This window comes from Erythrobacter litoralis (assembly GCF_001719165.1).
GTDB classification, from domain to species: Bacteria; Pseudomonadota; Alphaproteobacteria; order Sphingomonadales; family Sphingomonadaceae; genus Erythrobacter; species Erythrobacter litoralis.
This window is the reverse complement of record NZ_CP017057.1, coordinates 1-12,448: the sequence shown is the minus strand read 5'-3', so window position 1 is coordinate 12,448 and position 12,448 is coordinate 1. Positions and strand designations below refer to the sequence as shown.

Below are 12,448 nucleotides of genomic sequence, written 5' to 3'. Positions count from 1 at the left end.
TTAACATCTTTCTAACCCTGAAAGCGTTTGCGGGACACGAAAGGGCCGCGCACCCTTTCCGGATACGCGGCCCTCGTTCTGGTCTCATCACGAGGCGTCCTGGCGCCTCGTCGGGCTGTCACCAGCCCATTGGATCAGGAATATTCGACCGAGACGTCGAAGCTGCCGGTGTAGATCCCGGCCACTTCCGAACCGTCGAAGTTGATCGTCCCGCCGACGGTGAAATCGCCTTCACCCGCGCCATCGAGCGTGATTTCATTTCCGGCTGCATTGGAAACGAAGGTGTTCAGCTCGATGGTGTGCTCGCCGACGCTCGCGCCGGTGAAGTCGGGGTGGTTGAGATCGATATTGCCGGTCGGCAGGTTGATCGTCACCGCCTGGTTCGCAGTGCCGGTCACGTCGAAGGCGGCCACGGCCGCGGTGCCCGAGCAGACGATGTCAGCGGCCGAACAGTCGAGCGTGCCGTCAGCAGCGAGCGAAACGCTGCCCAAGCCATCGACGATCATCGTGCCGAAATCGAGGCCGGCGGTGTTGTTGAGCGTAAGCGAATCGAGAACTTCCGCGGTCGCAGTGGCCGTCGCGGCGTCCTGGGCAAAAGCGGCGTTACTCATGCCCATGGCAGCGAAGAGGGCGATGCCCGCCGCGCCGAAGCGAATGGTCTTGGTCATTTCTGGTCCTTCCAAGCGTGGTCTTACCCGTTGCAGCACAACCGCCATTCGCCCCTGCGAGCGACCGGCGCATGCCTGCCGAACGGACAAACCCGCCCGTTCGACGCTGCTACGTAGAAGCACCCAGTTCAGGCTTCGTTCGTGGGTATGGTTAACAGCGCGGCAAGACTTAACGCTCCTGACGCGAAAAAGCCTCAATCCGCGCGGTTTCGCAATTCCTGCAGGTGGCTAACGGGCTGCTAAATGTCCCCGCCGGTAAGCCGCTGGCAGACCAGATCGAGTTGGTCGAGCGAGGAATAGCGAATCGTCACTGCGCCGCGGCGCGGATCGCGATCGGCCTTGATTCTCACCGGCAGTCCTAGAAATTCCTCGAGATGGCGCTGGACCGCCTCGATATCGGCATTGCCTTTGCGGCCTTCGCGCGAGCCGCGCTGGGTCCCGGTCCGATCGTCATCGGCCGATTTCGCGGCGTCGCGGACCATTTTCTCGATCTCGCGAACCGAAAGATTCTCGTCCACCGCCTGGCGTGCGAAACGGGCGGCATCCTCATGCCCGATCAGCGCACGGGCATGCCCCATCGAAAGCCGCCCGCTCTCGACGAGATCGAGGACCTTTTCCGGCAGGCCGAGCAGGCGCTGGAGATTAGCGACATGGCTGCGGGACTTTTCGACCATCCGGGCGATTTCGGCCTGACTCATCCCCTCTTCATCCGCAAGCCTTTGATAAGCGCGTGCTTCTTCGATGGGATTGAGATCCTCGCGCTGAAGGTTCTCGATCAGGGCAAGGGCCATCACCTCGCGATCATCGAGCTCGCGAACCAGCGCCGGGATCTCGTGCACCCGCGCCTTCTGCGCCGCACGCCAGCGCCGCTCCCCGGCCACGAGCTGATAGCCGCGTGTCCCCATCGGGCGAACGATAACGGGCTGGATCACGCCTCGCGCCGCGATCGAGGCGGCGAGTTCGTCGAGGGCGGCCTCGTCGAAATGCTTGCGCGGATTGCCTGGCAGGGGCGAAATCGCGCCGGTCGCGATCATCTTGAGCGGGGAATCCCCCGCCGGCGCACCTGTCGCGCTCGCGCCCTCGGCTTCGGACTGGACCAGCGGCTCTTCGCGCCGCATTTCGCCCATCAGCGCGCCCAGCCCCTTGCCGAGCTTCTTCTTGCGATCCGCTGGCCGCTGCGGAACCGGCAAACGGGTCGTATCAGTCGGAAGGTCGCTCACGCGGCCTTCCTTTCGGGCGGGAAGCGGCCGATCAATTCGCGGGCAAGCGCGATATAGGCGCGGCTCCCGGTGCAGGAATGGTCATAGACCAAGGCGGGCAGACCATGGCTCGGCGCCTCGGAAAGCCGGACATTGCGCGGAATCACCGTCTCGAAAACCAGCTTGCCCAGACATTCGCGGACATCCTCGGACACCTGGTCGGTCAGGCGATTGCGCCGATCGAACATGGTGAGAGCGACACCGATGATGTCGAGCCCCGGGTTAAAGCGCTGCTGAACCCGTTCGACCGTCTGGAGCAGCTGGCTGAGCCCTTCCAGCGCGAAAAATTCGCACTGGAGCGGAACGAGCAGCGTATCGGCGGCGCACAGCGCGTTCAGCGTCAACAGGCCGAGCGAAGGAGGGCAGTCGATGAAGCAGATGTCATGCCCGCCATGCTGCGCGAGCTTCTGGCGCAGTTTTGCCGTGCGATCCTCGACCGATACGAGCTCGATCTCAGCCCCGCTCAGATCCTGTGTCGCCGGGACCACATCGAGCCCGGGAATGCTTGTCGGAACCACCGCCTCGGCGATGGTGTAATCGTCGACGAGCAAGTCATAGCTCGAGATTTCGCGCGCCCCCGCACCGACGCCGAGCCCGGTCGAGGCATTGCCCTGCGGGTCGAGGTCGATCAGGAGCGTGCGCCATCCGGTCGCGGCCATCGCAGTCGCGATGTTGATCGCGGTGGTGGTCTTCCCCACCCCGCCTTTCTGGTTGGCTATGGCTATCGTCAGCATGATCGTGTCCTTCTACGGCGCTCGAACCAATGCGGCGGCGCCAGGCGCATCAGGCACTTACAATGATGCCCGCTTCGCGATCGGTCAATGAATGTTCCACGTGGAACATGTCTCGAATCGGCTTCTTGGCCTCTGACAATTCGTGCGCTGCCGAGCGGCCCTTGGGCAAGACATAGCGGGTCGCCTTTGTGGAGAAGGGTGCGGATAAGCGCATAAGTTTGCCGAGCGGAGCAAAGGCGCGTGCCGAGATGACCCATGCGCAGAAGGGTTCGACCCGCTCGAGCCGTTCACAGACGACACGGCAACGAGCAAGATCGAGGGCACTGGCACAATTTTCGAGGAATTCCGCACGTCGGACGCGGGATTCGACCAGAACGACGTCCCATTCGGGCCTCAGCGCCGCGATGACGAGGCCGGGAAAGCCCGCGCCGGTGCCGAGATCGAGCCACGGGCCAATCGGCAATGTTTCACGTGGAACATGTTCGAGCAATTGCGCGCTGTCGGCGACGTGGCGCTGCCAGATTTGCGCCTCGGACGGCTTGCTGATCAGATTCTGCTGCCGGTTTTCGGAGACAAGAAGCCGGCAAAAGCGTTCCAGCCGCTCCATGGCCTGCGCATCGCCCCATTCGGCGACATAGGCGCGCGCCTGCTGTTCGGTCGCGATGGGCGCGGGTTCGATCACGCGGCACGCTGCCCTTCCGCCTGGCGGCGGCGAGTATGGACGAGCAACGCCGACAGCGCAGCAGGCGTGATCCCAGGCACCCGCCCGGCGGCGGCAAGCGTCGACGGAGCTGCGGCGGACAGGCGCTCGACCATCTCGTTCGAGAGGCCTGGCACCGCGTGATAGGGAAAATCGGCAGCGAGCATCAGGCCCTCGCTCGCCCTCAGGTCGCGCAATTCCGCGTCCTGCCGGGCAAGATAGGGCGCATAGGCGGCGTCTTCGGCCATTTCTACGGCAAGGAGCGGGTCGATCGCCCGTGCCTCGCCCAGCCAGGGCGCCAGCGTGTCGAGATCGAGCCCGTCATGGCGAAGCCATTCCGCCATCGCCTTTTCACCGCCATCGCGCCGCACCGGCAGGCCGGCATCGGCCAGTTCGCGAGCATGCCAGCGGGCCTCGAAAGCTTCTTCAATGCGCTCCCTCGCCTTCTCGCGCCGCTCGTACCATCCGCGCCGCTCCTCACCGACGCAGCCGGCCGCGATGCCGAGCCCGGTGAGCCTGGTCGAGGCGTTGTTGGCGCGCAGGCGCAGGCGGTATTCGGCGCGCGACGTGAGCATGCGGTAGGGTTCGGAAACGCCCTGCAGGGTAAGATCGTCGATCATCACCGCGATATAGCTGTTCGCCCGGTCCAGCCGCGGCGCCTCGTGCCCGACAGCGGCTGCCCCGGCTTCGAGCCCGGCGACGAGTCCCTGCGCGGCCGCCTCTTCGTATCCGGTGGTCCCGTTGATCTGCCCGGCGCAGTAAAGCCCCGGAATCGCTCGCACTTGCAGGTCGGGCGTAAGAGCGCGCGGATCGATGTGGTCGTATTCGACCGCGTAGCCCGGCACGACCATTTCCACGTGGGACAGGCCAGGCATGGCACGCAGCATGTCTTCCTGCACATCGACGGGGAGCGAGGTGCTGATCCCGTTGGGATAGACCAGATGCGTGTCGAGCCCTTCCGGCTCCAGAAAGACCTGGTGGCCGTCGCGGTCGCCGAAACGGTGGATCTTGTCCTCTATCGAGGGACAATAGCGCGGGCCCGCTGCCCCGATAGCGCCCGAAAACAACGGAGAGCGGTGCAGATTGGCACGAATCGCGTCATGCGAGGCCTGTGTCGTGCGGGTGATTGCGCAGAAAACCTGCGGATTGAGGCGCTTCTGCGTGAGCGGTGACATGGTCCAGCCATCCGCGTCCGACGGCTGTTCGGGCAGCACCGCCCAGTCGATCGTCCGCCCGTCGAGCCGCGGCGGGGTCCCCGTCTTCAGCCGCGCTATCGGAAGGTCCGCCCCGCGCAGCTGCTCGGCGAGGCGCCTCGCTGCGTTCTCGCCGATCCGGCCGCCTTCGAAGCGCTCCTCGCCACGGAACAGCACGCCGCCAAGGAAGGTCCCGGTGCACAGGATGACGCGTGGAGCCGACAGCCGGGTGCCGTCGGCGAGTTCAAGCCCGCGCACAGCACCGCCCTCGAGCATCAGCGCAGCCGCTTCGCCTTCGATCAGGGTAAGATTCGGCTGTGCGCGAACCACTTTCTGCACCGCCGCCTTGAATCGCTTGCGATCGGCCTGGATGCGCGGACCCCATACGGCGCTGCCCTTGGACCGGTTGAGCATCCGGTAATGCACCGCCCCCGCGTCCGCCGCCCGGCCAAGCACGCCGTCGAGCGCATCGACCTCGCAGACCAGATGCCCCTTGCCGAGCCCACCGATAGCGGGATTGCAGCTCATCGCCCCGATCGCGTCGAGATCGAAGCTGATGAGGCCAGTACGCGCACCCATGCGCGCCGCCGCGCAGGCGGCTTCGACCCCGGCGTGCCCGCCGCCGATCACGAGAACATCGAATTCGTGCATGCGCGCCAGATAAGGTGTGCGCGCCCGAGCGTCAAAGGGTCCGTGCACGATGCCTTCGGCCCAGCCCGGCAAGTGTTCCACGTGGAACACCGCAGGCTCACTTACCAATACAGAACCGCCCGAAAAGCGCGTCGAGCATGTCCTCGGTCGTCGCCCTTCCGATCAGCCGGTCGAAGGCGAGCCTGGCCAGCCGCAATTCCTCTCCGACGAGAAGAAGGTCCGACATGCTCCCTGCGGCGGACAGGGCATCGGCCGCTTCCGTCAGGCGCGCATGCTGGCGCGCGTTGAGCGCCGCTTCGCCCGGCTTGGGGAGGCGTGCGCGGGCATGGGCGACAAGATCCTGCTTGAGCTCGGCCAGCCCCTCCCCCGTCTCAGCCGAGAGCCGATGGCGAGCTGTCGCCTTGGGGACAAAGTCGGGGGCATCGGCCCGCGGCGCTATCTCCCACGCCCCATCGGGTCCCTGCGCTTCCTCCCCCAGCCACAGGACAAGATCGGCCCGGCCCAGCTGCCCGCGCGCTCGCTCGATCCCGATGCCTTCGATCTCGTCCGCCCCGATCTCGCGCAGGCCGGCAGTATCTACAAAGGTGAACGGTACGCCCGCGATCGCCACCGAACGTTCGATCACGTCGCGGGTGGTCCCGGCGATCGGCGAAGTGATCGCCGCCTCGCTTTCCACCAATATATTGAAAAGCGTAGATTTTCCGGAGTTCGGAGGCCCCGCGAGCACGATCCGGAAGCCCTCGCCCAGCCGTTCGGACCGGGGCCGGTTCAGCCAATCGCGGATTTCATCGGTCAGGGCAGAGATGTTCCACGTGAAACTTTCGAGCACATCGACCGCATCCTCCTCGTCCGAGAAATCGAGCGCTGCCTCGATCTGAGCCGAAAGTTCGAGCAACCGGTCGCGCCAGTCCTCGACCCTGCGCGAGAGAGCGCCGCTGGCATTCGAGATCGCGGCGGAGCGCTGCAATTCCGTTTCGGCGGCGAGGAGATCGGCGAGCCCCTCCGCTTCGGCAAGGTCGATCCGGCCATTGGCAAAGGCGCGCCGGGTAAACTCGCCCGCTTCGGCCGGGCGCAGGCCGGGCAAAGCGCCGAGCGCCCGCTCGACCGCGGCGAGCACCGCACGACCGCCATGGCAGTGGAATTCGGCGAGATCCTCGCCCGTCGCTGTCCCGGGGCCCGGAAACCACAGCACCAGCGCTTCGTCGAGGAGCGCTCCGCTCGCATCGCTGAGCCGCGCAAGGATCGCCCGGCGCGGCTCGGGAAGCTTTCCGCACAGTGCCTCGACCGTCCCTGCCGCCTCGGGGCCGCTCACCCGGATCACACCTATGGCGGCCGGAGGGGCGCCGCTCGACACGGCGAAGATCGTGGATTTGGCGTTCATCCGGGCAATCGCCGAGCTTCAGTCGGAAGTCTTGTCCTTGTCTCCCGAACCCGACGACCCGCGCCGCGGGCCGCCCTGCCCCATCCCGCTTTCGACGAAGCTCTGGAACAGTTTCAGTCCCATCTGCCCCATCGGGGCGAGCCGTTCGGCATATTCCTGCAACTGGTCGGGATTGCTCACGCCCTTCATCGCCTTGGCGATATTGTCGACATAGATGCTGTTCGCCTGGCTTACGTCGGGAAGGCCCATGAAGGTCCGCGCTTCCTCGGGCGTGCAGTCGATTTCGATGTTGATCTTCACTGGGGCGTCCTCCCGCCATGTCGCTTCCTATCCCATTTGGGTTTGCCAAGCCCCAAGCGCAATGGATATGGCGCGTTTCACGTGGAACCGATGGGAGCGGCCCTGCTTGAAGGGGTGTACCCCAACCCAAGGAGAGAGCCAGCGATGACCGAGACCGTGAGCATTTCGACCCTCGAAGGCGATGCCAAATTCGATGCCTATGTCGCCCGCCCGACGCAAAAGCCCCGTGCGGCGATCATCGCCATCCAGGAGATCTTCGGAGTGAACACCGGGATCCGCCAGAAATGCGACAAGCTTGCCGCCGAAGGCTATCTCGCCATCGCGCCGGACCTGTTCTGGCGGCTCGAACCGGGGGTGGAGCTCGATCCGGACGTCGAAGCGGAATTCAACCGGGCGCTCGATCTGATGGGCAAGTTCGACCAGGATCAGGGGATCAAGGACATCGAGGCGACGATCCATTTCGTCCGCCGCGAGGAGGGCGTCGCCAAGGTCGGCTGCGTCGGATATTGCCTCGGCGGCAGGCTCGCCTACATGACCGCGGCGCGAACGGATATCGATGCGAGCGTCGGTTATTACGGCGTCGGGATCGATGGCCTGCTCGGAGAAAAGCACGCCATCGCCAATCCGCTGCTGCTCCACGTCCCGACAGAGGACGGCTTCGTCGACAAGGCCACGCAGAAAGCGATGCACGAAGGGCTCGACGACCATCCGAAGGTGACGCTGCACGACTACGAAGGTCTCGATCACGGCTTCGCGACCGAAATCGGCAAGCGCCGCGACGAGGAGGCCGCCAATATCGCCGACGGGCGGACCTCGGCCTTCTTCACGGAGCACCTTGCGTGAACCCGTCCGCCGCGGGGCGCGAAAACCTCGCCCGCTGGCACGCCTACATGGAAGGCGGAAGCGATCCGGCTGTGCTTTCCGACATGCTGGCGGACGACGCGGTTTTCCATTCGCCCGTCGTCCACACCCCTCAGGCGGGCAAGGCGACGGTTATGGCCTATCTCACCGCCGCCTCAGGCGTATTCGGCAACGGCAGCTTCCGCTATGTCCGCGAACTTGTGGACGGCAACGAGATGATGCTCGAATTCGTGGCCGAAATGGACGGGATCACCGTCAACGGGGTCGACATCATCCGCTTTGGCGATGACGGAAAGATCACTGATTTCAAGGTGATGGTGAGGCCACTGAAGGCCATCAACAAAGTCTGGGAAATGATGGCGAGCGAACTCGAAGCGCGCTCCTGAACCCGTCGCCTACCAGTTGACCGCCCGCGACAGGGCGCCTGCCGACCCCTTCCTCGAGGCTCCCCCGGCCCCGGCGAAGAACCGGTCGAGCGCCGTCTCGATCGAAACCGCTGGCGGCCCGTTCAGCGCCGCGGCAAGAAAATCGCGCGCCGCACTGGAATCCGAGGCACCAATCCGGCGCATCGTCCATTGCGCGGCGATCGGCTGATCGCACAGCACCTCCATGTCGCGATGGCGCCCATCCGTGCGGATCTTGGACAGGGTCCGGTCTAGCGCGATCTCGTCGCCTTCGAGCAATTGCAGGAAACGTCCCGAGGAAAAGATGAGGAAACCGGTCAACCGCTCTGCCCATTCGCCATGCGCGAGGTGCAGACAAGCCGGAAGACGTCGTCGGGGCCGATTTCGGGATGGGCGATGCTCTGGTAGATGAGTTGCCGCACGCCTCGCCTCCCGATGCCTCTCGGCCAAGCATACGGCAGGCCCGGACCAATCGGAGTTCAAGCCGGGATAGGGGGTTTCCTGTAAGCCCGGCCCCGCCTCTCCGTTCTCTCAGTTGAGGGTCGCGAAATTGAGGATGATCCGGCGGGTCTGCTCGTCCAGACCTGGGGGCAGGTTGCGCTCTAACTGTTCGCGCCTGCCGGCGACGGTTTCGGCTATCAGCACCCGCTTCATCGCCCAGCCGGGACAGGATCTCTGCTCGATCGCCTTGCGGTCGAGGATCGAGATGCCCGTATGACGCGAATCGTTGCCGATCCGCACCATCAGCGCGACCAGGGCGGATTCCTCGCCCTCGAGCAGCTGCAGGAAATTGCGCCCGTTATAGATCAGCAGACCGGTGATCCCGCGCTCGGGATTGTTGCGTGCGCTCGCCTTGAGGATAGAATCGACATCGTCGCGCGACAGGTTCGGCGCCGTGCTGATGTAAAGATACTGGCTGAGCATCGTCCCGTCCGGCCCTCGGCATCCCCCACGCGAACCGTTACTGGTTCATCGTGTCGAAGAAATCCTCGTTGGTCTTGGAATCCTTCATCTTGTCGAGCAGGAACTCCATGGCATCTACGGTGCCCATCTGCATCAGGATGCGGCGCAGGACCCACATCTTGGAGAGGCGGTCCTTCTCGACCAGCAATTCCTCCTTGCGCGTGCCCGACTTGCCGACATCGAGCGCGGGGAAGATGCGCTTGTCAGAAACCTTGCGGTCGAGCACGATTTCCGAGTTGCCGGTGCCCTTGAACTCTTCGAAGATGACTTCGTCCATCCGGCTGCCGGTGTCGATCAGCGCGGTGGCGATGATCGAGAGGCTGCCGCCTTCCTCGATATTGCGCGCCGCGCCGAAGAACCTCTTAGGCCGCTGGAGCGCGTTCGCGTCGACACCGCCGGTCAGCACCTTGCCCGATGACGGCACGACGGTGTTGTAGGCCCGTCCAAGACGCGTGATCGAATCGAGCAGAATTACAACATCCTGCTTGTGCTCAACCAGGCGTTTCGCCTTTTCGATAACCATTTCAGCGACTTGAACGTGACGGTTGGCCGGCTCGTCGAAAGTCGAGGAGATCACCTCGCCCTTCACCGAGCGCTGCATGTCGGTCACTTCCTCGGGCCGTTCATCGACCAGCAGGACCAGCAGGAAAACCTCCGGATGGTTGTCGGTGATCGCCTTGGCGATGTTCTGAAGGAGAACCGTCTTACCCGTGCGCGGCGGCGCAACGATCAGCGCGCGCTGGCCCTTGCCCTGCGGCGCGATGATGTCGATCACGCGCGCCGACTTGTCCTTTACCGTCGGGTCGGTCTGGTCGAGATTGAGCTTCTTGTCCGGATAGAGCGGCGTCAGATTGTCGAAATTGGTCCGCAGCCGCACCGCGTCGGGATCGTCGAAATTGACCTTGTAGAGCGTCGTCAGCGCGAAATAGCGCTCCCCGTCCCGGGGAGCGCGGATCTCGCCCTCGACCGTGTCGCCGGTGCGCAGGCCCCATTTGCGGATCTGGTTGGGCGAGACATAGATGTCATCGGGCCCGGCAAGATAGTTCGCCTCGGGCGAACGCAGGAAGCCGAAGCCGTCCTGCAACACCTCGATCGTGCCGATGCCCATGATCTTTTCGCCATATTCCTCGTCCTCGGCGAGTTCGCGCAGAATCGAGAACAGCAGGTCCTGCCGCCGCATGGTCGAGGCGCCCTCGACCCCCAGCTCTTCCGCCATGGCGACCAGTTCGGCCGGGGCTTTCTTTTTCAAGTCCTTGAGATGCATGGGACATTTTCCGAAAAATGGCCCCGGAAAACGGGGCGATTGGGTAGGCCGGCAGGTCAGTACCTCGTGGGGACGAGGCGCCTTGGGGAACCGGGGCCCGGGCAGGTCATGCGACGGGAAACCGGGTCAAGGCTGGGCTTGGAGAAAGCAGACTCGGGCCGGGAAAACCGGCCACCGGATTGAATGAAACGCGGAATAGGTCTCGCCAGAGGTAAAATCAATCGGGCTTTTCGCCAGGGTCCGCCAAAATGCGCCCGGTCATGGCGCGCCAGCGTCGAACCGCTCGCGCGTCAGGCCAGAACGCTGCGCACGACATAGACCGTGACGACGATCAGCACGAGCAGAACGCCGGGAATCTCGCCGATCATGCGCAGGCGGCTTTCGGTCAGGGGGCGTTCGCCTCGGGCCATCTTCTTGGTCTTCGCCACCAGCCAGCCGTGATAGCCCGTCAGAAGCAGGACCAGCGTGATCTTGATGTGGATCCAGCCTTCCGTGAAATAACCCATCGCCCAGGCCTGCGTGAGCCCGAGCACCCAGACGACGATCAGGCTGGGCGTGAGGATGATCTTGCGCAGCAGACCCATGCGGCGCGCCCATTGCGCTTCCTCGGCCGATCCGGGAGCGGCATCGAGCATGTAGATGCACTGGCGCGGCAGCATGAACAGCCCGGCGAGCCAGAAGGTCATGAAGATGACGTGGCCCGATACGAGCCACGGATAGATCGTCAGGATCGCTTCCCTCATCGCCCCTCAACCTCTCAGCGCGGCCAGCAGTTCCTCGACATGGGAAATCGGCGTGTGCTGGCCGATCCCGTGGCCGAGATTGAAGACATGGGGCCGATCGCCGAAGGCATCCACGATCGCGCGGACCCGTTTCGGCAGGGCGGGACCGCCCGCTTCGACCAGCAGCGGGTCGAGATTGCCCTGCACCGGCATTCCGGCGGGCAGGCTCGCATGGACCCAGGCCGGGTCGAGCGTTTCATCCATGCCGATCGCATCGACGCCGGTTTCGCGCGCATAGGCCGGAAGTTTCGCGCCAGCGCCCTTGGGAAAGCCGATCACCGGGGTGTCGGGATGCGACGCCTTGAGTTCCGCCGTGATCGCGGCATTGGGGGCGATCACCCAGCGCTCGAATTCATCGGGGGCAAGGCTGCCCGCCCAGCTGTCGAACAATTGCACCGCTTCCGCGCCCGCATCGATCTGCCCGCGCAGATATTGGACGCTGGTGGCGACGATCCTGTCGATGATTGCCTGCAGCCGCGCCGGATCCCTGTAGGCGAGCAGCCGCGCCGGTCCCTGGTCCTTGGAACCTTCGCCGGCGATCATGTAGGTCGCGACTGTCCAGGGCGAACCTGCGAACCCCAGCATGGTCACGCTGTCGTCGATCATGCCGCGGGTGCGGCGGACGGTCTCGTAGACCGGTTCGAACCGGTCGTGGTCAGGCGTGAAGCTGTCGAGCTCCACCTCGATCAGGGTCGGCGAGAGTTTCGGCCCCTCGCCCGCCATGAATTCGAGCCCCTGTCCCATCGCATGCGGCACAATCAGGATGTCGGAGAACAGGATCGCCCCGTCGAACCCGAACCGCCTGATCGGCTGGACCGTGACCTCGGCCGCAGCCTCGCTGTCATAGACGAGTTCCAGGAAACCGCCCTTTTCGGCGCGCAATTCGCGATATTCGGGCAGATAACGCCCCGCCTGACGCATGAGCCAGACCGGCGGGACGGGTTGGCAGAAACCTTTGAGAGTGTCGAGCAACGGACCGGGCATGGGACTCCCTTAAACAAATATAATTACTTTTTAAAAGGAATGATGGTTTGAGTTGGCCCTGTGGAAAGCGGGAATTACCGGGCCTTGCCCGATTATCCCTAGCGAAGCCAGCCTTGTTGTGGACCTGCGAATCCGGTCGGGCCCGCGGTCAAGCCGAGTTTATCCCCGCTCTTCCCAGCCTGTGGCAAACGCTTCTCCCATGTCGACAAGCAATCTTGCGACAGGGCTGGTAGCGGGCAGGAAAATCCGTCCCCGGCTTGTCCCGCGATTGCTCCCGTGGTTTATGCCCCCTGCTTTCCACAGG

14 protein-coding genes are annotated in these 12,448 nt (G+C 64.3%); 2 read left to right on the top strand and 12 right to left on the bottom strand.

The genetic code is table 11. The features are described 5' to 3' along the window. Nucleotides 1–134 precede the first annotated feature (134 nt). The 7 genes from Ga0102493_RS00070 to Ga0102493_RS00040 all read right to left on the bottom strand — a co-directional run bounded on the left by Ga0102493_RS00070 (nucleotide 135) and on the right by Ga0102493_RS00040 (nucleotide 6,886). Complete coding sequence (locus Ga0102493_RS00070) at nucleotides 135–668, bottom strand: DUF4402 domain-containing protein (RefSeq protein ID WP_034902714.1); 534 nt, start codon at nucleotides 666–668, stop codon at nucleotides 135–137. Between the two features lie 239 nt (nucleotides 669–907). Continuing rightward, nucleotides 908–1,795, bottom strand: coding sequence for a ParB/RepB/Spo0J family partition protein (locus tag Ga0102493_RS00065; RefSeq protein ID WP_051697852.1), 888 nt, complete (start codon nucleotides 1,793–1,795; stop codon nucleotides 908–910). Between the two features lie 89 nt (nucleotides 1,796–1,884). Then, nucleotides 1,885–2,661: a ParA family protein gene (locus Ga0102493_RS00060; protein WP_034902712.1), complete on the bottom strand. Its 777-nt coding sequence runs from the start codon at nucleotides 2,659–2,661 to the stop codon at nucleotides 1,885–1,887. A 49-nt stretch (nucleotides 2,662–2,710) separates the two neighbouring features. Further along, the gene (gene rsmG / locus Ga0102493_RS00055; RefSeq protein ID WP_418251646.1) at nucleotides 2,711–3,343 is read right to left on the bottom strand and encodes a 16S rRNA (guanine(527)-N(7))-methyltransferase RsmG; all 633 of its coding nucleotides are present in this window, start codon (nucleotides 3,341–3,343) and stop codon (nucleotides 2,711–2,713) included. Continuing rightward, a complete protein-coding gene (gene mnmG / locus Ga0102493_RS00050; protein ID WP_034902709.1) occupies nucleotides 3,340–5,205 on the bottom strand; it encodes a tRNA uridine-5-carboxymethylaminomethyl(34) synthesis enzyme MnmG in 1,866 nt (621 codons plus the stop codon). The genes rsmG and mnmG overlap by 4 nt, the downstream gene beginning before the upstream one ends. 97 nt (nucleotides 5,206–5,302) lie before the next feature. Beyond that, the gene (gene mnmE / locus Ga0102493_RS00045) at nucleotides 5,303–6,586 is read right to left on the bottom strand and encodes a tRNA uridine-5-carboxymethylaminomethyl(34) synthesis GTPase MnmE (protein ID WP_034902706.1); all 1,284 of its coding nucleotides are present in this window, start codon (nucleotides 6,584–6,586) and stop codon (nucleotides 5,303–5,305) included. An 18-nt stretch (nucleotides 6,587–6,604) separates the two neighbouring features. Further along, the gene (locus tag Ga0102493_RS00040) at nucleotides 6,605–6,886 is read right to left on the bottom strand and encodes a DUF6489 family protein (protein WP_174544523.1); all 282 of its coding nucleotides are present in this window, start codon (nucleotides 6,884–6,886) and stop codon (nucleotides 6,605–6,607) included. A gap of 144 nt (nucleotides 6,887–7,030) precedes the next feature. Here Ga0102493_RS00040 and Ga0102493_RS00035 point away from each other — a divergent pair, with 144 nt between their 5' ends. Both Ga0102493_RS00035 and Ga0102493_RS00030 read left to right on the top strand, forming a co-directional pair. After that, a complete protein-coding gene (locus Ga0102493_RS00035) occupies nucleotides 7,031–7,729 on the top strand; it encodes a dienelactone hydrolase family protein (RefSeq protein ID WP_034902703.1) in 699 nt (232 codons plus the stop codon). Between the two features lie 47 nt (nucleotides 7,730–7,776). Continuing rightward, entirely contained in the window at nucleotides 7,777–8,133 is a 357-nt protein-coding gene (locus Ga0102493_RS00030) for a nuclear transport factor 2 family protein (protein ID WP_034902972.1), read from the top strand. A 9-nt stretch (nucleotides 8,134–8,142) separates the two neighbouring features. On the opposite strand, the gene Ga0102493_RS00025 is transcribed toward Ga0102493_RS00030, so the two are convergent. From Ga0102493_RS00025 to hemE, 5 genes are all read right to left on the bottom strand, one after another. Further along, nucleotides 8,143–8,472, bottom strand: coding sequence for a BLUF domain-containing protein (locus Ga0102493_RS00025; protein WP_051697823.1), 330 nt, complete (start codon nucleotides 8,470–8,472; stop codon nucleotides 8,143–8,145). Nucleotides 8,473–8,682: 210 nt separating this feature from the next. After that, entirely contained in the window at nucleotides 8,683–9,075 is a 393-nt protein-coding gene (locus Ga0102493_RS00020) for a BLUF domain-containing protein (RefSeq protein WP_051697822.1), read from the bottom strand. A gap of 37 nt (nucleotides 9,076–9,112) precedes the next feature. Beyond that, complete coding sequence (gene rho / locus Ga0102493_RS00015) at nucleotides 9,113–10,378, bottom strand: transcription termination factor Rho (protein ID WP_034902697.1); 1,266 nt, start codon at nucleotides 10,376–10,378, stop codon at nucleotides 9,113–9,115. 290 nt (nucleotides 10,379–10,668) lie between these two features. Beyond that, entirely contained in the window at nucleotides 10,669–11,121 is a 453-nt protein-coding gene (locus Ga0102493_RS00010; RefSeq protein WP_034902694.1) for a CopD family protein, read from the bottom strand. A 6-nt stretch (nucleotides 11,122–11,127) separates the two neighbouring features. Then, nucleotides 11,128–12,144 (bottom strand): uroporphyrinogen decarboxylase, encoded by a 1,017-nt coding sequence (gene hemE / locus Ga0102493_RS00005; RefSeq protein WP_034902691.1) that lies wholly within the window; start codon nucleotides 12,142–12,144, stop codon nucleotides 11,128–11,130. Between the last annotated feature and the right edge of the window lie 304 nt (nucleotides 12,145–12,448).

Coding starts and splice junctions, on each gene's coding strand:
- Ga0102493_RS00030 (WP_034902972.1), top strand. CDS start 7,777: ATGGAAGGCGGAAGCGATCCGGCTGTGCTTTCCGACATGCTGGCGGAC.
- mnmE (WP_034902706.1), bottom strand. CDS start 6,586: ATGAACGCCAAATCCACGATCTTCGCCGTGTCGAGCGGCGCCCCTCCG.
- Ga0102493_RS00060 (WP_034902712.1), bottom strand. CDS start 2,661: ATGCTGACGATAGCCATAGCCAACCAGAAAGGCGGGGTGGGGAAGACC.
- Ga0102493_RS00020 (WP_051697822.1), bottom strand. CDS start 9,075: ATGCTCAGCCAGTATCTTTACATCAGCACGGCGCCGAACCTGTCGCGC.
- Ga0102493_RS00010 (WP_034902694.1), bottom strand. CDS start 11,121: ATGAGGGAAGCGATCCTGACGATCTATCCGTGGCTCGTATCGGGCCAC.
- mnmG (WP_034902709.1), bottom strand. CDS start 5,205: ATGCACGAATTCGATGTTCTCGTGATCGGCGGCGGGCACGCCGGGGTC.
- hemE (WP_034902691.1), bottom strand. CDS start 12,144: ATGCCCGGTCCGTTGCTCGACACTCTCAAAGGTTTCTGCCAACCCGTC.
- Ga0102493_RS00035 (WP_034902703.1), top strand. CDS start 7,031: ATGACCGAGACCGTGAGCATTTCGACCCTCGAAGGCGATGCCAAATTC.
- rho (WP_034902697.1), bottom strand. CDS start 10,378: ATGCATCTCAAGGACTTGAAAAAGAAAGCCCCGGCCGAACTGGTCGCC.
- Ga0102493_RS00070 (WP_034902714.1), bottom strand. CDS start 668: ATGACCAAGACCATTCGCTTCGGCGCGGCGGGCATCGCCCTCTTCGCT.
- Ga0102493_RS00065 (WP_051697852.1), bottom strand. CDS start 1,795: ATGGGCGAAATGCGGCGCGAAGAGCCGCTGGTCCAGTCCGAAGCCGAG.